Below are 24,006 nucleotides of genomic sequence, written 5' to 3'. Positions count from 1 at the left end.
TGCAAATTTAGGTCGCCCGCATAGTCGTCGGCGGTCAGGTTCAAATACGTTTAGTTAGAGGGGTTAAACATGACTGACTCCCTGTCGGGAGTCATCCGTTAAGCCCAGAATCGTAGGCGCTGCAGCAAGGACGAAGCCGCACCTAAGGCGTCACGCAATTGAGCAGCGGTGATCGTGCGATCAGCCACGTCAAACGCCAAAGCCGTGCGCAAGGCCGGCCAACAGTGTTTGGGTAGGTTAATCGGTGGAGGTAACTCACGCTCCAAGTGATCATCGCGGGCCTGGGTCGACGCCAGGCGGCGGAACGGGTGTTTGCCTCCTGCCAACTCGTAGATTACACAAGCCACGCCGTATACGTCGGCTGCAGCGGACAGTGGCTGACCTTCGAGTGACTCCGGCGCGGCGTAGCCCAGGGTCCAGGCATTGAAGCGGTCCCGGCTCAGGTGCGGTAGACCGGGCAGGATGCCCTCCTCCGCCTGGCCAAGGCCGAAGTCAAACAGCCGTACGCCTTCTTCGCTCAGCATGACATTGCTTGGTTTCATATCACCATGCAATATACCGCGAGCATGTGCATAGGCCAGTGCGTCAAGCAGTGGCAGTGTGATGTCGCGCAACTCTTTCCATGGCAGGCCAAGGGGCCGCTCACAGAGGAGTTTGTCCAGGGTCAGCCCACGCATAAGTTCCATAGTGATGAAGGCCCGTTGGCAGTCAGTGTCCACTTCAAAACTGTGCAAACGCAATACGTTGGCGTGACGTAGACGTCGGGTCAGGGCGAACTCACTGTACAGCAAGGCGTTGGCGTCCCGCGACTCAGCGAACTCTTCGCTGATAATTTTCAGCGCAATGTAGGGGTCGGGATCACCGAACTGTTCGTTCAGCAAGTCCCGTGCGCGGTAAACCGCGCCCATGCCACCAGCACCGAGCAAGCGCTCAATGCGGTAACGGCCCGCCAGTACGTCAGGCATTTCACCGATACTAGCCTTGGTGGGCATCAGCTCGGCCTCGGCCTTGTGCGACGTGGCAAACGCAAAGTAGGTCAGGTTGCTGCCCTGCTCTTCGGTCGCCAGTAGGCCGTCAGTCGGCGGCATGACTTCAGTCATTGGCGGACCACCACGGCCGTCAGATTATCCCGGGCAGAACCACGCAGCGCGCCGTCGAACAAACGCTCCAGCGCAATTTTCGGTGCGGTCAGGCTCAAGGCATTACCAAGCGCATCGCTGCTGAGCCCTTGGTACAAGCCATCGCTACAAAGCAAAAATGCATCACCGGGATAAACCTCAAGTTCCAATACATCCAGGGTCAGTTGCTCGGCCGCTCCAACCGCCCGAGTCAGCGCATGCGCGCCAGGATGGGCTTTGGCCTGATCAACGCTCATGTGTTGTTCTTCGATGAGCTGTTGTTGCAGCGAATGATCCTTGGACAGCTGATACAAACGCTGCCTGCGCCACAGGTAGCAGCGGCTGTCGCCAGCCCAGATACAGGCCGCACGATTACCCCCGACCAGCAGCGCCACAACGGTGCTGCCCATGATGTTGTCGTGGCGTCCGGCGGTCACCGTCAACTCATGACCCAAACGGCGGTTGAGCCAGTGCAGGCACTGGCGAATGCTTTTAAGTCGTTCATTGAAATCATCCTGCACAGGCAATTCTGCCAGGCTGGCGACGATCAACTGGCTGGCGATGTCGCCCCCCTGATGACCGCCCATACCGTCCGCAACGACCCATAGCCCTTGCTGTGGAGCGTCGAGAAAAGCATCCTCGTTGCGCGCCCTAACCTTGCCGGCATCGGTACGCGCAGCACTTCGCCAAGGGCTGGCAACCCGCATCAGAGCTGCACCGGCATACGAAAGGTGCGCAGCACGCCCATGTCGAACGGGTTCGGGGCGCGCGGGCTGCTCAGCAAGTAGTTCGCGCGCAGGCCTCCGACGTTAGCCTTGAGCACCATCACATCGCGGCCAGTCAGGTATTCGGTCTGCATTAGATCGAACAACCGGAACAGCGACCATGGGCCAGTGTTTTTCTCGATACCCAATGGACGTCCGACCATTTTATCGAGGACCAGGCTAGTGCGACCATCTTCAGCGTCACTCGGCCATGTAAATGACACCGGTACGATGGGGCCGTGACGGTATTCGATGGTCTTGTCGCCAAACTTGAACTCTGAACGGCTCACCGCCGGATCGAGGGTGTACGGCTCAAGCTTGAACTGCACCTGCGGCTCTGCCGGGTTGTTGGCGAAGAAGCTCTGGCGGATCATCAGTGCAGCGGCCATCTGGTCTAGGTAGACCTTGGAGATCGGCAGACTGTGACCATCGACATTACGCATGCGGTAGTTGCCCGGATCGCCACTGACAAACGGACGCAAATAGTTGTCAAAGAAGCGATCAGCAATTCCCTGTGCCTTGAAGAACTCGCGAAAGTCGCTGATCGCCACGTCACTGGTGCTGTGGGCGTTGAAGGGGTAGCGCTTGCTGATCGCCTTACCGTAGAAACCATACAACTCGCTCTGATAGCGCTGGTTCAAGTACTGATAGGCATCGCTGAGTACCAGACGCCAGGTATCTTCGGCCAACACGTTCAACCACAAGCCCACCGGACGCGGTAGACGACTCGATGCATTGCGCAAGTTACTCAGGGCATCGCGCTGGCCGCCCATACGGGTCTTGGCCATTTCGAACGCGGCCTGCTCTGGCGAGCTGGCACGGGCCAAGCTGGCCATCTGCATTTGCAGGTCATTTAGCGCCGTCAGCGCCGGGGTCAGGTCAGCGGTTGGGCCATTGTTGTCGTCCAGCAAACGGTGCAGCAGTTCGAAGCGAGCTTGCAGCGACTTCTTCGCGGTGTCCGGAAGTTTTTTCGCCAAGGCGCCAGACATCTCACCTGCCGTAGCAGCCGCAAGTTTGCCAAGCTTACCGCCCTTCTGAGAGAGCGTGCCGGCCACATCAGTGGAGTTAGCCACCGTGTCGGCCACCATCGGGAACCGCGTATTTTCACGCACTTCCACCAACAATTGAAGGATCGGTGAATTGGCCGACGTGAGCCCCGCCATTTGCTCAGCGCTTTCACCAAAATCGTTAATCGGCGGAAGCGCAACCTGTCCCACCGCATCACTCCAGTAGTTGGCATAATCGCGAAAATACAGCTGTTCGAGTTCAACCATCAGTCGACGCAAATCCATGCCGCTGATACCCGAGCCTTCACCCAGTACCCAGTTGTCACTGAGGATATTGGTAACCAGCATCGAGCCCTGCACCGAGAGATACTGTTGATACCCCTGTTGAGTGTAGAACCCTGGAATTACGTAATCGGTGCCCATAAACAGCGAACCCTGAGGGCCAAGATGTTGGCTCAAGCGGTATTCCGGCAGGTTACGGGCCTGTTCGCGCAGCATCCGATACACCACGTTGGCCAGGGATTCGCTACGCAATACCTGACGCGCCTGAGCCACCAGTTCATCGTTCAGCGGGGAGATGAACGGCTGTTTCAGCAAGCGCTCAAAATGCGCGTTCAAGCCGTTCTGCACCGCAGCGTTGCCGCTGTAGCGCTGGGACCACTCAGCGGCTACCCAGTCCTTGAGCCATGGCGCATCGCGTCGATCCTTCATGTTCAGCATCAGGTACGCTCGCAGGCTGTTAAGCAGCCGTTCACGGTCGTTCATATTGGCGTGAATCTGCCCCTCAAGCAGAGTAGAAACCCGAGGCAACAATTGCTCTTCAAGCTCATGCTCATAGGCGACCTTAACCACCGGATTGACATCGGTCCCCTGATACAGCCCAGCGCGCTCGTAGTAACCCAGGTCGCTTTTTTTCGGGAATACCTGAGTTGCTGCGTAGCTGGTGTCGAGGCTCTTAAGCACCGCCATGGAGTCATCACGGGCGCTCAGAGCCAAGCGTTGCTGGCTCCAGGTTTGTGCTAGGTTACGCAGGCTCTCCAGCCGTTCGTGGTTAGCCGAGAAACCTCCGACCCACAACGTGCCAAACAACGCCAACGTGGCCAGGGCGCCCCCATACAGCGCACGTTGACCCCAATGGATACGGCCGCGTTCACGCTTGTCCAGGCCAGCTAGATCAGCTTCGGGGAAAATGACCCGGCTGAGCAAATGGTGAATAAACCGCGAACGCCCACTGCGCAGAGTGGGCAGTACGCCGGTGTTCATGCCCAGATTGGCGCCAATGCCGGCGGCGGTTGCGTCCAGCTCCTGAGTCAAGTGCGGTGCGCTGGTCAAGTAGAACCCGCGCAACTGGCTGACACGCTGATAGCGATTACCGGTGAATGCCATGTCAACGAACAGGCATAGGTGCTCGCCGATCTGCCCGAGCTGATGCGGGAAGTCGAGGATGCGCCCACGGCACTGAGTGTTACGCTCTTGGTGCATCCGCATAATCACTTGGCTACTCAAGCGACGCAGCAACTCTTCGAACTCGTTGCGTAGCAAAGCCACATCGGTACCGCTCTGCCCTTTACGAAAACTGGCGCCCAGCACCTGCTCGCTTTCTTCGCGCGTCAGTTGGTCGAAGAACTCGTCGAAGCCAAGCAACTGGTCAGCCTTACTCAGCACCAGGTAAATCGGTACATCCACGTGCAGCTTCTGGTGTACGTCTTGCAAGCGTGTACGCACTTGGCGCGCCAGCGTTTCGAGGTCCTGCTCGCTGCCGCTCAGTAATGTCTGTACTGGAATAGTCACCAGCACGCCGTTCAACGGGCGATTGCGGCGCCGTTTACGCAGCAGATCAAGCAAGGTGCTCCAGGCACTGCCATCAACGTCAGCATCCGTCTGGGTCAAGTAACGCCCAGCGGTGTCGATCAACACGCCGTGATCAGCGAAATACCAGTCGCAATGGCGGGTACCCTGGGTGTCGCGCGTCAACTTGCGATCTACCCTGTTGATCGGAAATTCAAGGCCCGAGAAGTCCAGTAGGCTGGTCTTGCCACTGCCCTGCGGACCGATCAGCAAGTACCAGGGCAAATCAGTGCGCCAGTGCTCGCTGCGGCCACGATATAGGCTGGAGGTTTTCAGGGTTTTCAAGGCCTCCTTGAAGCGCGCTTTCAGTTCCTTCTGCTCTTCGTCAACCCGTTCTTCGCAGCGGATCCGGTTCTGGCCCTTCTCCGTGTCTTCGACCGCCTTCTTGCGCACCCCGGTACGCCAGTTGACAAAGACCATGGTCAAGCCCCAGATCAGAAACAGCACGCTGATGGTCAGCAAGCGCGAGGTCGCGCCGTCCCAGAACTTATAGTTATCAACCGCCAGCAACGGTCCGGCGAACCACACCAGCAGCGCGACAAACAGCACCAGCACCAGCGTCCAGATCCAGGTCTTACGCAAGAATACGCCGGCTTTCTTGAAAAACGTTTTCATCACAGGTCCCTGTTTACGGCTTCGACTGCAGCTGGGGCCGCCGCCGGATCAAACGGCTGATAAGGTTGCAGAACGGTGCCTCGTTGCTCGACCAGCACCCAAGCGAAGCCCGAATACATCACCACCAGACAGACGCAAGTGAACAACACCACTGTCCATGCCGGCACGATGCGCACCAGATTGCGACGCTGATTGTTCAGGCCCTCCCAATGCGGCGAGAACTCACGTGGTACATCGCCGCGCAACTGACGGATCTGACGGTACAAAGCGTCGCGAATGCCGTCGAGTTCAAGCATGCCACGCGCTTGTACCCGGTACTTACCTTCGAAGCCTAGAGACAGGCACAGGTACATCAGCTCCAGCATCGGCAAGTGCTTGACCGGGTTTTTCGACAGCCGATCAAGAAGCTGGAAAAACTTCTCACCGCCGAAGGTTTCGTTGTGGAAGCTGCTGAGTAGGCTCATTTGCGACCACTCACTTTCATTGCCCCATGGCGTGGTGACGACAGCTTCGTCAGTCACGGTACAGAGCACGTAACGAGCGGCCATCACCTGACTGCTTTCGGCGCCACTATGCAAGGCACTGACTTCAAATAGTTTCAGCCCGGTAGTCAGTCGCTCGTTGAGCACCCGCATGTCTTCGCGAGTTTCGCTATGCTTGAGGCGCACCACTTCCGATAACAGCTCGGCGGCGGCGGCTACCAGCACGTTGACGCTGATGTTGACGGCATCGGCTGGGCGCAAGCGAGCGGCGTAAATCATGCGTTCTTCGAGCTGCTCGAAACGCGGCGGTGCCGCAAAGTCCGTCAGCGGGCTTGATGCAGGGCCGTGGCGCTGGCGGTCGAGCAGGACAGTTTTATCGTCGTGGCTGTATTCCATTTCCTTGATCATGTTGGTCAGTTCCTGATGGCCCAGAATTTCAGCTCAAGCTCGGCGAATTCGCCGGACACATGGAATGCGAAGCCACCAGAGCGCTCGAGTTGCACTAGGTCTTCGGAGCTAAGTTCGAGGATGAAATAGGTTTTGTTGGCGTGGAACGCGATCTGCCGAGGAGCCACCGGCAACGGTTTGACCTTGATGCCTGGCAGATGCAGGTTGACCAGTTGGCGGATGCGCTCTACCGGGCCGACTTTGAGGTGTGCCGGCAAGCGGTGGCGCAGTTCTTCGGAGTCGCAGTTGGCACTGGCCGCCAGCACGAACGAGGCCGAACCAAGCAGTTTGTGGTCGAGCAACGGCGAGACAATGATCCCGTACTGACGCGATTGCAGCACCAGTTCGATAGCGTGCTGTTCTAGCACCATCGACAGCACCTGACGAATCGCGTCCATCAGTTTACGGAAGCTCGCGCCTTGGTCGCTGTGTTGATAACGGCTGTCCAGACGAGGTCGTTTACTATCGCTGGAGAATGTCGCCAGATCACCAAGCATAGTCAGCAGCGCCCGGTATAACTCTTCTGGGTGGACTTGTTCCAGGCTAAGATAGTGACGCAACAACAACTCGGTGCGGTTGATCAACTGTAGCATCATGAAGTCACCCACTTCCGCACCACCCACCTTACCATTGGAGCGAATCCGGTCAGCGATGGCGTCGCCCCGATTACCGAGCATGCTAATCACTTCCTTAAGGCAGGAAAGAAGGTAGCTTGAGGCATGCGCCTGGATGTAGGTGGGGACGAAGTTTGGGTCGAGACTGACTACGCCGTCCGGCGTAGTATCAAGTACTTCGCAGATCTTTAGCTTCACGTACGCCTGATCGCTCTGCTGCTCGCCGAACAATAGCTTGAAGTCCGGCCGGGCACAGCTGACCTGGCTGGCAGCGTCGTCGCCGGCGTTGGAGTCAGCCACTTCCGCTTCGTACACCGTATAGCGCGCCAGCACGTCGGACTGCTCCGGCCGGCGGGCTTCGATGTGGTTGCCGGTAACCAACGGCAGAGCCAGATAAATGGGCGTATTGCCGGTGTTCGGCGGCACATCGATGGCCAACGGTTCGGTGTGCCCCCCCAGCTCAAACAAGCTGCCATCCGGCAGAATACCCGATGCCTGGCTGATGACCAGTTTGCCCATGTTGAGGAACTGCAAGTCGATGTCCAAGTTGAGGAAGCCCCAGATGTAGCTGCCCAGCAAATGGGTGCGGGTCTTCATCTGATGGTCGTAGTAGCGATCGTTGTGCTGGAAGTGCTGCGGACGCAGCAACATACCTTCCTGCCAAATGACTTTATGGGAGTTCATGGTCAATCAGCCGCCTTGACTAACGATTCATGGGTGTTGCGAATTCCGCTCTGATCGAGGGTCAGTTCGGCGTCGGTGACTTCCACCGGGGCAACTTGCAGGGTGTAGCGCCATTTGGTCTCTGTCAGGTCACGGTAGGCTGCAAGAACACCGACGTAGCGACTCCCTTCCTCGACGCTAAGTTTGAGTTCGACGGTTTCGCCCGGTCGCAGCTCCAGTTCCTCGGTCGCAACCATATCCGGAGCCAGGGACTCCTTGGCATGTTCGTACAGGCTGAAGAAATCGGCATTCTCAAACGCCACCGGGTGCTTGAGTTCAAACAGGCGTATGACAATCGGCGACGGGCGACCGTTGAGATCCGGATTTAACTCATCGCTGGCCTGCAGCTTCAGGTTAAGTTTGGTGACGTGGGAATACGGCGATAGCGTTGAGCAACCGGTCAACAGTACCAAGGTAGCCAGCGCAGTCAGCGCCATAAGAAAAACAGTCGAGCGACGAAACATGCGTGTCATCCTTGGTGGACGGTGTTGAGGGAAGCAATCAGTCGAATCTGTTCCTCATAGGCTTGAACGAAGTCTCGGGCCATCAGGCGCTCGCTCCAGTCATCATCCTGACGCAAGGCCTGGTGATAGCGCCCATAAGCTCTCCAGCGACTGCCAGAGGTGGCAAGCAACGGTTTGTAGTCACGCTCGAAACGCAGGGTGAGCTGTTGAGGCGAAAAGTGTTCCAAGGCGCCACGAACGGCAGCGCGGCTAGCCATCAGTAAGGCCACCTGGTGCGCCTGTAAATCTCGGAACGCATGGGATATAGCCTGTTCAGGTGGCAACTGCCCCGGTTTATTCGGCTGCAACAAAACGCTCAACGCTTCACCGGCATCAACGGCAAGTTTCAACGGGTTTTTTTGAGGCATTTGCACCGAGGTCTGCGCAAGCCGCAATTCATTTTTCAGCTCGTTTCGAGTGCGCAAACTCTGCTGCAAACCGCTAACAGTTTGCTTGAGCAGCCGCGCGGCACTCAACGCCAGCGCCTCTTTTGCATCGTGATCAAGGCCGTTCAGGTCCATTTCCAAGGCACCGGAAAACTTTTCCCAGAAACCGTCGGCCTGACGCTCGATCACTCTCGATACTGGCGCCGGTGCGGACTCTGCCGGGGCATCAATCAGCTTCGGCACCATCAGGCTTTCCATGTCGATGCGTGCGTAGTCGGCGCGCTGACGAGTGCCTTCAACGACATTGCTCGGCGAGATCAGCTCGTCGATTTCCGAGTACGCTCCTTCCTGCTGATCGAGGGCGTTCAACGGGTCGAGGTCAAGGAATGCGTCGTCAGGAATGATGCTTCCAGCGGCTTGCGGACGACCAACTTCCGTTTCCAAGGGCACCACGCCACGGACCAACCGTGCCCGGATCTCGAAATCACCCAGCACGTACACACTGTCATGCTCAATACGTTCCGCTTCGCCCTTGCGTAGACGCGCGCCGCTTGCGCCGTCCTGTATACCGTTGTTGCTGATATCGGTCAGGAAAAATGTCCCTTCGCGGTAGCTGATCAAGGCGTGGCGGCTTGACAAGTGTCGCTTGAGGTCGGGAATGATCCAGTCACAGCCCTGGCCCCTACCAATCACGCCGCCGACCTGTGTGAAGGTCTTCTGGCACAACTCCGTCGGTACGAACTGCTTGGTGTTCAGTACGTCGAAAACCAGTTCCATCGTGATGCTCCTTACGGTCACTTACCGCGGTTGACCGCCTGCGGATCGCCCAATGGGCGATAGCTATTGTCGTTGTATTTGTAATTGCCGCTGCAGCCACCGAGGCCGCATAAAACGACAACTGCGAGAAGGACGGCTTGCCAGTGACGAATAGACATCAGAGGGTCTCCTGGGGCAGCAAAAAGCACCGCCCCTTACGGTTGAGGCTGTTATAAGCGGATAAATTGAAATCAAGCGGGTTGACTCTATGCATCAACATTTCCCACGTTGATGCTCAGGCGTCCGAGTCGGTAAAGGAATGTGCGCCGAGGTAGACCGAGCTCCCGAGCGGAGAGGGTCTGATTCCCATCGTTCTTACGCAGACAATCGATCAGCAGGCTGCGCTCAATCTGCTCCAACCGCTCACGCAAGTTCAGCCTTCCGGCATCAGGTATGGTGTTCATTCGCAGGGAGAAATGCTCCACCAGTAGCTCGCTGCCTTCGCAGAGCAGCACCGCACGCTCGACCAAACCCTTAAGTTCGCGCACATTGCCGGGGAATGCGTAGCTGGCCAAAATATCCAGCACTCCGTTGGACCAACTCACCTCATCACGCTGCAAGAACGTACAGGCCTTGTCTGCGAAGTGTCGTGCCAAGTCGAGGATGTCGTCTTCGCGTTGACGCAGCGGCGGGAGTTCAATAGGGAACTGCGCGAGGCGGTAGTACAAATCCTCGCGAAACTTCCCTTTGCTGACCAACACCGATAAATCCTGATGTGTCGCTGCAATAATGCGCACGTCAATTTTGTGGGTATCGTTGGAACCCAGCGGACGAATCTCGCCCTCTTGCAGAACTCGCAACAGCTTGGCCTGCAGCGACATCGGCATGTCACCGACCTCATCAAGCAACAAGGTCCCACCGTCGGCTGCGTCGAACAGCCCAGCTCTATCATGATCGGCGCCCGTGAAGGCGCCTTTTCGGTAACCAAACAGCTCGCTTTCGAGAAGATTTTCTGGGACCGCCGCGCAGTTCTGCACAATAAACGCCTGGGTGCGACGTGGCCCACATTCGTGGATCGCCCGGGCTACCACTTCCTTGCCCGTACCCGTTTCCCCCCCCAGCAGCACAGTGTAGGGGCTGTGCAAGACTTTGCTGATTAGCGAATAGACTTGGCGCATGGCTGCGCTTTTACCCGTCAGGCCATAACCGTTGGCGCTCGGAGCGGCGACTGGCGCGATCGATACACCACCGTTCGGTCGCCGTAAACGCTGCAGCAAATGCAAATGGACCAGCACAAACGAGCCAAGTCGACCAAACGAATCGGCGAAGCCTTGCAGTTCGATGCGCTGATGACTGGCACACATTAATAACCCTTCCACACGCCCCTGCTGATTGACCAGCGGCACGCACAGTAGTGATTGCCAAGGCCTCGCCTGGCTCGGCAGAAAACTGGTCTCGTGCAGGCTGCTGCTAAGCTCACCAATGCACACTACGCGGTTCTGACACAGCGCAAATTGCAGCAGCTGCTCACCGTTGTAATCCACCGGTAAACTCGCCGTTTCTCGTGGTTGCAGATTGCCGTTGAGGCACTCCGCATTCATGCCTAGGCAGGTATGGGTGGCGTCCAGTAGATAGAGTTGTGCTAACTCACAACCGCTGAGCTGGGCCAGACTGCGCACGAAATCGCCCAGCAGCGTGGCGCCATCCGTCGCCCGCGCCAGGCTGGCAAACTGCGCGAGTAAGGCTTCGGCATAGACCAGTGGATGCGGCACTTGGCTGAACATCATACTCACCTCAGGCGAACTCGCAGATCACACCGAAGCTATCAAGCGTCGCGTGCACGCACTTGAGGTTCTCCCCTATGGTCATGGCATCCAGCAGACGATCAGCGACCAACGGCAGTACGTGTAAGTCCAGCAATTGGTCGACCAGACGTGCACCACTGTCACTTTGGGTACAGCGTTCGGCCAGGTAATTAACGAGGTTCTGTGAGTAAGTGAAATCCAACCGTCGACAGTTCAGGCGCTCGCCCAACCGACCCAGTTTGATTTCGATCAACTCGCGCAGCACCGGACCAACGACGGGGTAGTAAGGCACCACACGCATCCGTGCCAACAGCGCAGGTTTGAAATGCTTGCTCAGTATCGGGCGAATGGTTTCTTCGAGGACTTCAGCTGATGGCCGTGCGCCGTTCTCGCAGAGTTCGCTGATGTGGTCGCTGCCCAGGTTAGAGGTCATCAGAATCAGCGTGTTACGAAAGTCGATTTCGCGCCCGTCGCCGTCGTTGACGATGCCCTTGTCAAATATTTGGTAAAATAGGTTGAGCACGTCCGGGTCGGCCTTCTCGACTTCATCGAGTAGCACGACGGAATACGGCTTCTGCCGCACCGCTTCGGTGAGCATGCCACCCTCACCGTAACCAACATAACCTGGCGGGGCACCGATCAGACGCGAAACGGTATGTTTCTCCTGGAACTCTGACATGTTGATGGTGGTGATGAAGCGCTCACCGCCGTATAACAAATCAGCTAGGGCCAGTGCAGTTTCAGTCTTGCCGACACCACTCGGGCCAACGAGCAGGAACACTCCCACGGGAGCATCAGGTTTATTCAGGCCTGTGGCGGTGACACGCATCGAGCGATCGAGGGCGTGAACGGCTTGTTCCTGACCACGAATGCGGGCACGCAGGTCAGTAGCGAAGCTGGCAACCTTGGCATTGTGCTCACGGGCCAGCTGCGCCAGCGGCACGCCGGTCCAGGCGCTGATCACTTCAGCCACAAGTCGCGGGCAGACCTCGAAGCTCACCAGTCGTTCTTTGACTTGCAACTCGGTCAGCGTTTTATGAGCCTCGTTGAGCGCCGCCTCCAGCTTTTCGACACTTTGCGACGCGCCTACTGGCAGGGTTTCGATCACGGAGCCTTCGGCGTCTTTGTCGACTATCATCGTCGGCTTCATGTCGGCGGTTTCACGGGCCTTGACCAGTTGCTGGCGCAATTCCAGCAGATGCTCGGCCAATGTTTTCTGTTCAGTCCAGAGAGCCTCCAGCATGACCGTTTCGGATTCGGCGTCCTCAAGGCGTGCTTCTAGCGTATCCAGCGCCTCCCGATCGATCAGCAAACCGGCTTCAAAATCGCGGCGCAAAGCCTGACGCTGACGGTCCCCCTCTGCCAGCTCACCACGCAGCCGCTCCAGACGTTCCGGTGCTGCAGCGAGGCTGATACGCACACGAGCACAGGCGGTGTCCAGCACATCGACAGCTTTATCCGGTAGTTGACGACCCGCCAGGTAACGAGCAGACAACTCTGCAGCGGCGACCACCGCGTCATCACGCAAATAGATGCCGTGGCTTTTCTCGTAAACCTGAGCCAGGCCACGGAGGATAGTCACCGCCTCACTGACGGTGGGCTGATGCAATTGCACCGGCTGGAATCGACGGGCCAGAGCAGGGTCTTTTTCGAAATATTTTTTGTACTCCCCCCAGGTGGTCGCAGCAATGGTGCGTAACTCTCCCCTGGCCAGCGCTGGTTTAAGCAGGTTGGCAGCGTCGGAGCCTCCTGCGCTCCCCCCCGCGCCAATCAGCGTATGGGCTTCGTCGATGAACAGGATGACCGGCCTCCGCGACGCTTTGACTTCGTCAATCACACCTTTGAGGCGACGCTCGAATTCACCTTTGACGCTAGCGCCGGCTTGCAACAGGCCCATGTCCAGTGACAACAACTCGACGCCTTTCAACTCTAGCGGCACTTCACCGGCAACAATGCGCGAGGCGAGGCCTTCGACGATGGCCGTTTTACCGACGCCGGCTTCACCGACAATAATTGGGTTGTTTTTGCGGCGCCGGGCAAGGATGTCTACCATCTGCCGGATCGCACCGTCGCGACACAGGACGGGGTCGAGTTTGCCATCGCGGGCCTGTTGCGTCAGATTATGGGTGAAGCGGTGCAGCAGAAGTTCACTCGACGCAGCTGGTTTACCGGTGGCCGACGGCTCTTTCTGGGATAAAGCGAACTCCTTCAAGCGGTTGATATCCAGTTTGGCCAGCAACGGCTGGTAACGACTGCCTGCACAGCACAGAGGGTTTCGTAGCAGCGCAAGAATCAGTGCAGCTTGTTCGACCTGAGCCTGGCCAAATTCAAGGTTAGCCACCAGCAAGGCGTCTTGCAGCCACTGCACCAGTTCTGGGGCGAACACCGGGTTGCGCGAAGCGCTGTGATCGACCCGAGATTGCAGCGTTGCACAGAATTCACCAGCGTCTACTTCGGTATCTAACAGTGCACGGCTCAGCAAACCTTGCGGACGCTCAAGCAAACCCAGCAGTAGGTCTTCAATGAGGACCTTGCTGCCGCCGCGAGCCACACAGCGTTCGGCGGAACGCTCCAGATCACGACGGGTTTCGGCATCCAGCGTCTGGATGAGTTGTTGCAGGTCGACGTTAATCATTTGTCATCTGTCCTTAATCAATTTTGCTGCCCAGAGTCACCACGCCGTCAGCTTTTTCGCGGCCGAGCCAACTGGTCCATCCCAGGCGGCAAGCGTTTTGCTCGCTAATACGCAGTTCGCGAATTTCTTCTTGCCGCAGGGTCAGGCGGATGTCGTAATCAAGCGGATCTCGCAGGGTGAACCGCACCAGCGCACACAGCGGCTGGTAGCCGAAACCAATCGGCAGGAATTCATGAAAACATTGCCAATCCAGCTCCCGGATGTGGATCCGGAACTTGCCGCTACGATCACGCACGCTTTCCCCCAGCACTACATCTTCACCAAGCCGAGAGTTGGCCTGCCCCAGGCGATTACGCTGTTCGCCAAGGATTTCCACGTGGCGTTCAATGCACTGTTCAATCGTCAGTTCGGTGTGTTTGAAGTAGTAGCGCAGCACCGATTCGATCAGTGCAGCCGAATGCGCGCGCAAACTCAGCAAGCCCAAGTACGGCAGCAGGCGCTTCCAATTCAGCTCCTGAGCACGCCGGATCTCTTCACCACCGAGGCCAATCAAAGCAAACAGCTGGGAGGAAAAAGGGTCTATGGCCCCACTCTCGAAGCTGGCGCGATAGCGGTATTTTTTCCAGATCGGCAACATCAACCGTTGCAGGCGATGATGGAACAGATCGAGGAAGTTGCGGGTCGGGTTCCCGTCCTCACCGTCGCCCAGCGCTTGTTCTCCGTAAAACGCCGGCAGGGGTGATCCTGAGCCCACCAAACCGATCAAGTTAAAACGCAGCCGCGCACGCATCAGGCCGTGCTCGTGAAAGAACTCAACGCGATCAACGTCGCTGGCGGGGAACCCCAAGCTGGGGTTGGCCTGGAATTCCAGCTGGTCATACAAATCGTCTTGGCTGAGATGAGGGTGTGCTTCGCGCAGGCGATCAACGACTAACAGCACAGCCTGAAACAGCGAGTACTCGCGTATACCTCGGGTCAGTTTGCTTACAGAATCGGCTGCTGGCCCATACGTGGCGTCCATTGGTACACCCCTCCCTGTGTGCTTTTTACCCGCAGCTCGTGGTACGAATTGAGACTGGCATAAAGTGCGAAAAACTCGTTAAGAACCGATGCGAAAACGAACAGATCGCCCTCACCGATGTACCCTTGCGGGTCTATCGTCAGTTCGGTACGCAACCCACGAACCGGCAACCCTCGGTGCAATCGATCCACGTGTTGATGTTTGATCGACTTGAGCCCTCCAAGCAGGCGTTTGCTGACTTTTTCCGCGTGTGGGTCGTAGTAGCGCGGCAGGTCATAGGTTTCGAGAATGACCTTCAACGCGTTGACGTCAGCCAGCGACAGATAGTTGAGCGACATGTTACTGATCAGCTTCCAGAGAAAGTCACGATTTAGCGGCGGCGCGAAGCTTGCTGTGGCCGGGGTAATGTTGCGAAAACTCAGGAACTCCGGCGTCTCCTCACAGGGGAGCCTGATGTCGCCAAGCTTGAGCTTGCGCGGCAGATTCTGGTTGGTACACATCAGCTCGACCGAGAGGGTTTCGTGGGAGTCGGTGTCGCGACGGCCGAAGCTCAAGTACGTATCAAGGCCGTCGTGAATCGATGAGGAGCGCTGGCGGATGCTGAAATGAGGACGGCTATCAGGTACATCGAAACTAGGGTCATGCTCGAAGGATTCGAACGGAACATACTCCTGATAACCCAGACCGCCAGGTTTCCACCCGGTGACGCCTTCCACGGAATACACACCGCAGTTTTCCAGGCTGTACTCGGCGGGTAGCAACAGGTACTCGTCGCGCTTGCCGTCAAGGCGGATCGGCAATGCATCGTGCGTGAACAGATTAACGATGGGCGTACAGTGAAGCTTCACATTGTCCAGAGTCGGACGCATGCGCTGGCCCCCACTCTTGCAAATGTCAAACCGTAACTCCAGTCCCTGGGCCTGTTTAAGAATGTCCGCAGGCAAAGCCTGGAGGAGGTCCAGCCCGTGGATATCCACAAACAAGAACTTGTCCTGGAAGGCAAAATACTCTTGTAGGTAGCGATAACCGCGGAAGGTGTTCAACGGATACGGGACCAACGCTTCTTCTTCAGCAAAACCCACCGGTTGTACGCAATCGCCGGGCATCTTGAATGCCATCGGCATGCCGTTAACACCATTAATGGGTTTGCCGGCGCCGTCCAGCGGGATCAGCTCGATGCCTTTCAGGTTACGCAGCAGGCTCAGGTAAAGCATCTGACTGATATAGCGTTCGCCGGCGAAGTGCAGGCGCAAGCGGCTCAACTTCAACTCACCAAGGTGACCATCGGCACTCATCTCCAAACGCAGGCTCAACAGCGAGCCGTCGCCCTTCACCGAGTAATTCAGCGCAGCCAAGTTCAACGGCAGAACTTCCGTCGGGTAGCAGGTGCGAAAGCGGCAGCGCACGTCATCAATCGGCACACTTTCCATCGGTGTATCACGCTCGACCATCAGTGCAGGACCGGAACGTTTCAACGGATCAAACTGCACAATGCTGAAGGCCGGCAGCGGCCTCATGTAGTTGGGCCACAGCAGTTGCATCAGCGAATGGCTGAGCTCGGGCAACTCGTCATCAAGTTTCTGCCGCAGACGCCCGGTCAGAAACGCGAAGCCCTCCAACAATCGCTCCACATCCGGATCGCGCCCGGCCTGCCCTAGGAAAGGCGCTAACGCAGGACTACGCTCAGCGAAGCGACGACCTAACTGACGAAGCGCAGTGAGCTCGCTTTGGTAGTAGTGGTTAAAGGACACGGGGTACCTGCCTAGTCTTGGATCTCACAAAAAAAACCATCCTAAATGCCAGGTTGGCGAACATCTCATCTACGGGCACAACCCCCAAGCAACCCTGCACTTGAACCGTGCTTATGACTATTGGCTTCCTGTCATTTTGGATGTAAAAACACGCGACTCTCATTGGTTGACCTTGACTTGACCACGTCCATCGAGGCGTGCGGTAAAACTGACCTGGCGCTTGAAACCATCCACTTCCAGCAGGCCTTCGATGATAAAGGACAGACGAAGTTGATCGTGATCACGCGGCAGGGAAATGACACGCACATTGCTCAGACGTAGCTCGTAGGCTTCGATGAATCTCTCGATGGCCAAGCGGGCCTGACTCAGAGAATCGTGCAAGCTCAGGCGCATGTCATTGAGATCGGGAAGCCCGTAATCGGACAGCGTTTGCACGCTGCCCGCACGAATGCTAAGCATCTTGGACAGATGGACAGCCACGGACGCCATGGCAGCCACTTCGCGGCTCCAACCGACGCGCTTGTCCGCATCACCACCCAGTCGCTCGAAAAGGCTGCCATATCCAGTCATGAGTTAGGCTCTGCTTACTCTTTGTCCAACTTGCCAACCAGCGACAAGGTGAAATCGGCCCCCATGTACTTGAAATGCGGGCGCACGTTCAGACTGACGCGGTACCAGCCAGGCTCGCCGTCAACATCACTGACGATGATCTGAGCGGCGCGCAGTGGCCGACGGCCACGCACTTCGGCGCTGGGATTCTCTTGGTCGGCGACGTACTGGCGGATCCACTTATTGAGTTGAAGTTCCAGATCAGTACGTTCCTTCCACGAACCCAGCTGTTCGCGCTGAAGCACTTTCAGGTAATGAGCCAAGCGGTTGACGATCATCATGTACGGCAGTTGGGTGCCGAGCTTGTAGTTCAACTCTGCCGCCTTGCCTTCAGCGCCGATACCAAAGAACTTGGGCTTTTGCACCGAACTGGCGGAAAAAAACGCGGCGTTATCGCTACCTTTACGCATGGTCAGGGAAATGAAACCTTCCTCGGCCAATTCGTATTCGCGGCGGTCGCTAATCAGCACCTCGGTAGGAATTTTGGTTTCGATTTCGCCCATGCTCTCGAAGTGGTGCAACGGCAGGTCTTCAACTGCACCACCGCTTTGCGGGCCAATAATGTTTGGACACCAACGATACTTAGCGAAACTGTCGGTCAGCTTAGTACCGAATGCGTAAGCAGTGTTGCCCCAAAGGTAGTGCTCATGGCTGTTGGCTACAGTTTCTCTGTAGACGAACGACTTAATCGGATTTTCTTCGGGGTCGTACGGGTTACGCAGTAGGAAGCGCGGAACCGTCAGGCCAACGTAACGGGAGTCTTCCGACTGGCGAAAACTCTGCCACTTGGCGAATTGTGGACCTTCGAAGTGATCTTTCAGATCCTTCAGGTCCGGCAGGCCGGTGAAGCTTTCCAGGCCAAAGAATTTCGGGCCGGCGGCAGCAACGAACGGCGCGTGAGACATACAAGCAACGCTGGACACGTACTGCATCAGCTTCACGTCCGGCGAGCTTGGGGACATAAAGTAGTTGGCGATGATCGCGCCCACCGGCTGCCCACCGAACTGACCGTACTCAGCGGTGTAAACGTGCTTATACAATCCAGACTGCATAACTTCCGGAGAGTCTTCGAAGTCATCCAGCAGGTCTTCTTTCGAGACGTTGAGAATTTCGATCTTGATGTTTTCGCGAAAGTTCGTGCGCTCGACCAGTAACTGTAGGCCGCGCCACGACGACTCCAGAGATTGGAAGTCCAGGTGGTGGAGGATTTCGTCCATCTGCCGACTAAGCTTGGCATCGATCTCGGCGATCATACGATCAACCATAGCTTTCTTGACCGGCTCACCGCTGTTCTGTGGCTTGAGCAGTTCTTCGATGAAGGCCGACACACCGCGCTTGGCAATATCGTAGGCGTCATCGTCTGGCGTCAGACGGGTTTCGGCGATGATGCTATCGAGAATGCTGTAATCGCCATTCTCTTTGCTCTTTTGCTGTGATGCACTGGTGCTCATTGTGTTGGTTTCCATGGCTGATAGATACTCAGACGTCTTGGGCTATGGGGATCAATCCCAGCTCACCCAGTACGCGACCGCGGGACTCCTCGTCAGCGAGAACGCCTTCGATAGCTTTGCGGAACGCAGGCGCATTACCCAACGGGCCTTTCAGGGCCACGAGCGCGTCACGCAATTCCATTAGTTTTTTCAGCTCAGGCACTTGCTCGACCAACGAAGCCGGGTTGAAGTCCTTCATCGAACTGACGCGCACTTTCACCACCAGCTCTTCAGTGTCGCGCTCTTCCTGAAGACGGTTCGGTACGCTTAATGTCAGCGCCAACTCTTGCTTGGCCAACACTTCATCGAAGGTGCTTTTGTCAATGCTAATCGGCTTGCGATCTTCGACTTTACGTTCATCCTTACGCTGGATGTAGTCACCGATGGCCAGCAGTTTCAGCGGCAATTCAATTTCTTCCAGAGCACCGCCAGTCGCGGGCTTGAAGGTGACGTTGATGCGTTCTTTGGGGGCTACAGAGCCTTCTTTGGCCATGCCTTTTTCCTTGCGGTTATGGCCCTGGGGCCTATTCGAGTACCACGTCAAGATCGAGGTGGCACAATCTGCGATAAATCTCTTCTCTGCGCTCACGCACTGCGTGGTTCTGCGATAACAACTCGTAGCAGCTATGCAGCAAATGCAGCACTTCGAGTACAAGATCGGGCTCCCAATCTTGTAAGCCTGACTCATGTAACGTTCGGTCGAGAATTTCGAGCTGACTCGTGACCAGTTCGTATTTCTTGGCTGCAAAGCACAACCGCGCCAAGGCAAATTGCCAGAAAAACCGAACTCGCCCGCCCTGGGCGATTTGCAGGCCTTGCTTCAGGATCTGCACCGCTGCCTTGAGACCGTCTTTGTGCAAGATCGGCAAGGCCTCCTCCAGAGCCAGCTCCCAGGCCAATCGGTTGTCGGCGAGTTCAACCTTGCGCGGCGCTCTGGCTACTTGCAGGTGCGCCATGACGTTGGCACCGATCCAAGCACGAGTTGCCGGATCTGCAAACGGCGTACCGTTGTGGAAACGCAGTTCGATGATGCCGGGCAGGCGCTGAATAAACAGTGCGAAGTGAACTTCCACCTCACGCATCGCCATCTCAGCGTTCAGTCCCTGCAAGCATTCCCAGACCATTCGCTGACCATCAAACCAGAATGGTGCCTTCGCCAAGCTCGCCTCCAGCTCAATCAACAGGTCTGCGTAGTGGGCTTGATCATAGCGATCCTGATAGGCCTTCAGCTTGTCCGCTGGCACACCACGCAACGCGGTAATCTGCTCGGTGTTGCGCTCAGGAATCGCGTCGACGTGCAGCCACAACAGCGCGCGATTTAGGCGCAACGCACGTAGGTCGGTAGTTTTCTGCTTGAGCCACCAAGTGCACAGGGGACGGGCATTTTCCTGCTGGGCACGCAAAGCTCTTTGGGCCTCTTTCTCATTATCAATTGCCACACCCGTGGCGAACATCTGCATAGCTACCTGCTTAACCTGCGCAACCGCCCCCCCCACCCCACTGGACTCAGGCGGGTTATCCGCCGCATGCTGAACCATCCTTTTCAGACGACGGCAGATTGGCAGCAGCAGTGGCGCATCATCCCCCATATGCTTAGTACATACGGCATCAAGGCCCTCAAGACACTCGACCAGGCGATGAAAAAGTGGCAACTGCTCTTTAATCGCGATACTTTCGTTTAGCACCCGCTCAAGACGCGGCACCAACCAGCCAAGAGCCGCAACGCGGGTGCGGATCTTGCTTGGATGAATCTCAGCCCAATGGCTCTCACACAAATATTGCAAAAGCCCAAGGCCGGCCAGTAGCCCCTGAAAAGATTCGCACTGGTACAACCCCCAAGTCAGCCAAGCGCCAACTCGTAAATCCTTGGACTGAGTGCGCAGCAGAGCTTCGCTCCTGTCACAAATTTTCAGCCAGTCGACCTGACCGCTTTCGTGCATAGATTGGGCCTTACCAAGCTCCCTTTCCAATGTTTCATACTCGCTCGAAAAACGAACGTCCTCGCCTGCAAATCCCTCCTGAGAAACAGAGACTTTCGCGAGCTCTAGATAACGAGCAGAAACTTTGCTGATGTGTGACACTCATGACCTTTAATTGAATTTGCGTACGCTACGCTAATGGACTTAAATTAACGGCGACGGGTAGCAGAAAAAAAGAAGAAGACTCAAATTATTACTTCATAGCTGCGCCTATGAAGCCTGCACTCCTCCGAACGGACTTTTTATAAAAACGATAAGCGCCACACCAACGGTATTAGTGCGCAAGTAAATTCCTCGCAACTTCAGAGTACACCAATACCAATCGTGATAGACACGAAAGCCACCCAAGAACTCTACATGTATTTCACCAAACAAAGATGTAGGACCGCTCCGAAAGAGCACAAGGAAAATCCCTACACGAATTCTATTTCTGGCATGTCACCATAGTTAAATATTAGCGTATTGCGCAGGTGCGCAAAAAGCTGCGCACCATATTGTGGATAACCCTGTGGATTAACTCCTACAGCGCCCGCATATCACCATGCGCTGACAAGTGCGCAAGTAGTTGCTCTTGATTGCGCAAGTTATTGCGCGCTCAAACTTAGAAAATCTATATAAGCCATGGATGTAGCCCTCACCACTACATACAAGAGCTTGATAAATAACGCTTTTAATTTAGCTGGCACAAACCTTGATTACATCCTGAGCACCTGCAAATTAAAGATGTCTGTGGGTTCCTATATTTTGAGTAAGGAGAGCCTCCATGGCTACACCAGCATATATGTCTATCACGGGTACCAAGCAGGGCCTGATCACCGCCGGTGCATTCACCGCCGACTCAGTCGGTAACACCTATCAGGAAGGTCATGAAGACCAAGTCATGGTTCAGGGCTTCAGTCACGAGGTTATCATCCCTCGCGATCCGCAATCGGGTCAGCCGACCGGTCAACGCGTTCACAAACCTGTCAAAATCACTAAGGTATTCGACAAGTCCTCGCCATTGCTGCTGGCTGCACTGACTTCCGGCGAGCGCCTGACTGAGATCACCATTCAGTGGTACCGCACTTCGGCAGCTGGCACTCAAGAGCATTACTTCACCACCAAACTTGAAGACGCAATAATCGTCGACATCAAGGACTACATGCATAACTGCCAGGACCCATCCAACTCGCACTTCACACACCTCGAAGACGTTGAATTCACCTACCGCAAAATCACATGGACACATGAAGTGTCCGGCACCTCGGGCTCTGATGACTGGCGCACTCCAGTTGCAGGCTGAAACTGACTAGCTGTTTCACGGCATCACCTTTAGCGGTTGATGCCGTTTATTAAGTCTAAGATGTCCACCTTGAGGAACAACAGATGTTCAGCCCTGCCAATGACACGCAATTTAGCCTGACCATCGAGGGGCTTGAGCACGATTTTCGTATACTTCAGTTTCAGGGGCGGGAGGCGATCAGTACACCATTTTCGATTGATGTAGAGTTGGTCAGCGAACGCCCTGATCTTGACCTCGAAACGCTGCTGCACCAACAAGCCTTCCTCGCGTTCAACAACGGCGGAAACGGTATTCACGGGCAAATTTACCGCATTGCTCAGGGCGATTCGGGTAAGCGGCTGACCCGGTACAGTCTAACCTTGGTGCCACAGCTCTCGTACCTTAGACATCGCACCAATCAGCGTATTTTTCAGCAGTCCACAGTTCCGCAGATCATCGCAAAAATTCTCGAGGAACACGGTATCCATGGAAATGACTACCAATTCCAACTGAACTCAATCTACCCGCCACGTGAGTACTGCGTTCAGTACGACGAGTCGGATTTGCACTTCATTCAACGCTTGAGCCATGAAGAAGGCATTCATTACCACTTTCAGCATTCCGAACGCTCGCATTTGCTGGTATTCGGGGATGACCAGACGATTTTCCCCAAACTGGACAAACCAACCGCGTATGTTCAGGGCAGTGGCATGGTGGCGGATGAACCTGTCATCAAGCACTTCAATCTGCGTTTTGAGGCTCGTACCAGCCGGACTACGCGTAGAGATTACAACTTCGAGAAGGCCGGTTTTTTGGTCGAGGCCGTCCACAGACCTGAATCACAGAAGCATCAGCCTGATCTTGAGGACTATGAATACCCTGGACTGTTTGTACATCGCGAGCGCGGCAAACTCCTGACCCAGCGCGCCCTTGAGCGTCACCGCGCAGACTACCGCCAGGCCGAGGGCACAAGCGATCAGCCAACACTCGTCAGCGGGCACTTTATGTCGCTCAGCGAGCATCCACGCAAAGAGTGGAACGCGCTCTGGCTGCTCACTGAAGTCCGTCACCAGGGCTACCAGCCTCAGGTGCTGGAGGAGACCATCACAAGTGACAGCACACCTAAGTCAGAACGGTTTGAGCAAGGTTATCGCAACCGTTTCGTAGCGACCCCGTGGGACGTGTTTCATCGTCCACAAGAGGCCTACCCCAAACCTCGGGTGTTGGGCAGCCAGACGGCCCTGGTGACCGGGCCTGCCGGGGAGGAGATCTACTGCGACGCTTATGGCCGTATCAAGGTTAAGTTCCACTGGGATCGCGAAGGCGAGGCCGATGACAAGTCCAGCTACTGGCTGCGGGTCGCCTCCAGCTGGGCCGGTAGCAGCCACGGCGGCGTCACTATTCCTCGGGTTGGAATGGAAGTGCTGGTCACCTTCCTCGAAGGTGACCCTGATCAGCCAGTGGTCAGCGGCTGCCTGGCTAATAGCCTCAATCCGCTGCCCTATGAATTGCCAGCACACAAGACCCGCAGCGTATTCCGTAGCCGCAGTTCACCGAGCAGCGCCGGATTCAACGAATTGCACCTCGAAGATCGCGCGGGTCAGGAGCTGATCTATCTACGCGCACAGCGCGACATGGAACAGAAAGTCGAAAATAACAGCCATCTTGAGGTCGGTAACGAGCGACACGAAACCATCAAGGGCAACAACATCGTGGTGTTCGAAGCTGAAGATCAGCGCACGGTGACAGCCGACCGCAAGGTAGAGCTCAAAGCTAACGACTACTTGCAGGTTGCCAATAGTAGTCACACCCGTATAGGGCAGAGCTTAGTCACCGAAGCCGGCCGAGAAGTCCACCTTAAGGCGGGTGCAAATCTGATTCTCGACGCGGGAGCGAGCATTACCTTGAAAGCCGGAGGCCAGCACATTGTCATCGGCCCCGGAGGAATCTTTAGCAGCACCACGATTCAAATCGGCGGTGCTCCTGCTAACGGAACAGCTGCAGCCCCCTTACTGCCAAGCGTGCTCGGCCTGCTGGCTGTGCCGCCCTTACTTGATCAAGAGCAGTACCAGACAGCTCAAGCCTCCCTGGACCCCGCCCTCCTACCGCCACCAAAACCGGTGTGTAAGGATTGTTTGTTAATCGCACAGGCCCAGGCCGAAGCAGTAGTGCCGCGTTAATATTTGTTCAAT

General features: G+C 56.3%; 18 protein-coding genes. 2 read left to right on the top strand and 16 right to left on the bottom strand.

Going from position 1 to position 24,006, the window contains the following annotated elements:
• Nucleotides 1-98 precede the first annotated feature (98 nt).
• From ACA046_RS14740 to tssA, 16 genes are all read right to left on the bottom strand, one after another.
• Nucleotides 99-1,100, bottom strand: a complete 1,002-nt coding sequence (locus ACA046_RS14740) for a serine/threonine-protein kinase (RefSeq protein WP_497676873.1) — start codon at nucleotides 1,098-1,100, stop codon at nucleotides 99-101.
• On the bottom strand, nucleotides 1,097-1,825 hold the full coding sequence (locus ACA046_RS14735; RefSeq protein ID WP_497676872.1) for a PP2C family protein-serine/threonine phosphatase: 729 nt from the start codon (nucleotides 1,823-1,825) through the stop codon (nucleotides 1,097-1,099). Before ACA046_RS14735 ends, ACA046_RS14740 begins: the two co-directional genes overlap by 4 nt.
• Nucleotides 1,825-5,352, bottom strand: a complete 3,528-nt coding sequence (gene tssM / locus ACA046_RS14730) for a type VI secretion system membrane subunit TssM (RefSeq protein WP_497676871.1) — start codon at nucleotides 5,350-5,352, stop codon at nucleotides 1,825-1,827. The genes ACA046_RS14735 and tssM overlap by 1 nt, the downstream gene beginning before the upstream one ends.
• Nucleotides 5,352-6,242, bottom strand: coding sequence for a type IVB secretion system protein IcmH/DotU (icmH, locus tag ACA046_RS14725; protein ID WP_497676870.1), 891 nt, complete (start codon nucleotides 6,240-6,242; stop codon nucleotides 5,352-5,354). Before icmH ends, tssM begins: the two co-directional genes overlap by 1 nt.
• A 5-nt stretch (nucleotides 6,243-6,247) precedes the next feature.
• Complete coding sequence (gene tssK / locus ACA046_RS14720) at nucleotides 6,248-7,579, bottom strand: type VI secretion system baseplate subunit TssK (RefSeq protein WP_497676869.1); 1,332 nt, start codon at nucleotides 7,577-7,579, stop codon at nucleotides 6,248-6,250.
• Between the two features lie 2 nt (nucleotides 7,580-7,581).
• Nucleotides 7,582-8,082, bottom strand: a complete 501-nt coding sequence (tssJ, locus tag ACA046_RS14715) for a type VI secretion system lipoprotein TssJ (RefSeq protein WP_497676868.1) — start codon at nucleotides 8,080-8,082, stop codon at nucleotides 7,582-7,584.
• 5 nt (nucleotides 8,083-8,087) lie between these two features.
• A complete protein-coding gene (tagH, locus tag ACA046_RS14710) occupies nucleotides 8,088-9,284 on the bottom strand; it encodes a type VI secretion system-associated FHA domain protein TagH (RefSeq protein WP_497676867.1) in 1,197 nt (398 codons plus the stop codon).
• 17 nt (nucleotides 9,285-9,301) lie between these two features.
• Complete coding sequence (locus ACA046_RS14705) at nucleotides 9,302-9,442, bottom strand: type VI secretion protein (protein ID WP_497676866.1); 141 nt, start codon at nucleotides 9,440-9,442, stop codon at nucleotides 9,302-9,304.
• 87 nt (nucleotides 9,443-9,529) lie between these two features.
• A complete protein-coding gene (locus ACA046_RS14700) occupies nucleotides 9,530-11,047 on the bottom strand; it encodes a sigma-54 interaction domain-containing protein (RefSeq protein ID WP_497677087.1) in 1,518 nt (505 codons plus the stop codon).
• Between the two features lie 10 nt (nucleotides 11,048-11,057).
• Nucleotides 11,058-13,703, bottom strand: coding sequence for a type VI secretion system ATPase TssH (gene tssH / locus ACA046_RS14695; protein WP_497676865.1), 2,646 nt, complete (start codon nucleotides 13,701-13,703; stop codon nucleotides 11,058-11,060).
• A 13-nt stretch (nucleotides 13,704-13,716) separates the two neighbouring features.
• The gene (gene tssG, locus ACA046_RS14690) at nucleotides 13,717-14,724 is read right to left on the bottom strand and encodes a type VI secretion system baseplate subunit TssG (protein ID WP_497676864.1); all 1,008 of its coding nucleotides are present in this window, start codon (nucleotides 14,722-14,724) and stop codon (nucleotides 13,717-13,719) included.
• Nucleotides 14,688-16,475 (bottom strand): type VI secretion system baseplate subunit TssF, encoded by a 1,788-nt coding sequence (gene tssF / locus ACA046_RS14685; RefSeq protein WP_497676863.1) that lies wholly within the window; start codon nucleotides 16,473-16,475, stop codon nucleotides 14,688-14,690. Before tssF ends, tssG begins: the two co-directional genes overlap by 37 nt.
• A gap of 159 nt (nucleotides 16,476-16,634) precedes the next feature.
• Nucleotides 16,635-17,045, bottom strand: a complete 411-nt coding sequence (gene tssE, locus ACA046_RS14680; RefSeq protein WP_497676862.1) for a type VI secretion system baseplate subunit TssE — start codon at nucleotides 17,043-17,045, stop codon at nucleotides 16,635-16,637.
• Between the two features lie 14 nt (nucleotides 17,046-17,059).
• Complete coding sequence (tssC, locus tag ACA046_RS14675; RefSeq protein WP_497676861.1) at nucleotides 17,060-18,535, bottom strand: type VI secretion system contractile sheath large subunit; 1,476 nt, start codon at nucleotides 18,533-18,535, stop codon at nucleotides 17,060-17,062.
• Between the two features lie 28 nt (nucleotides 18,536-18,563).
• Nucleotides 18,564-19,067, bottom strand: a complete 504-nt coding sequence (tssB, locus tag ACA046_RS14670; protein ID WP_497676860.1) for a type VI secretion system contractile sheath small subunit — start codon at nucleotides 19,065-19,067, stop codon at nucleotides 18,564-18,566.
• Between the two features lie 31 nt (nucleotides 19,068-19,098).
• Nucleotides 19,099-20,655, bottom strand: a complete 1,557-nt coding sequence (tssA, locus tag ACA046_RS14665) for a type VI secretion system protein TssA (protein ID WP_497676859.1) — start codon at nucleotides 20,653-20,655, stop codon at nucleotides 19,099-19,101.
• Nucleotides 20,656-21,316: 661 nt separating this feature from the next.
• On the opposite strand from tssA, the gene ACA046_RS14660 reads away from it, so the two are divergent.
• Both ACA046_RS14660 and ACA046_RS14655 read left to right on the top strand, forming a co-directional pair.
• Nucleotides 21,317-21,835: an Hcp family type VI secretion system effector gene (locus ACA046_RS14660; protein ID WP_019824892.1), complete on the top strand. Its 519-nt coding sequence runs from the start codon at nucleotides 21,317-21,319 to the stop codon at nucleotides 21,833-21,835.
• An 83-nt stretch (nucleotides 21,836-21,918) separates the two neighbouring features.
• Nucleotides 21,919-23,994 carry a type VI secretion system Vgr family protein gene (locus ACA046_RS14655; RefSeq protein ID WP_497676858.1) on the top strand — a complete coding sequence of 692 codons (2,076 nt, stop codon included), beginning with the start codon at nucleotides 21,919-21,921 and terminating at the stop codon, nucleotides 23,992-23,994.
• Nucleotides 23,995-24,006: the final 12 nt, after the last annotated feature.

The organism is Pseudomonas sp. LBUM1641 (assembly GCF_059716235.1).
The sequence above is the reverse complement of the archived record's forward strand: the minus strand, read 5'-3'. Positions and strand labels throughout refer to the sequence as shown.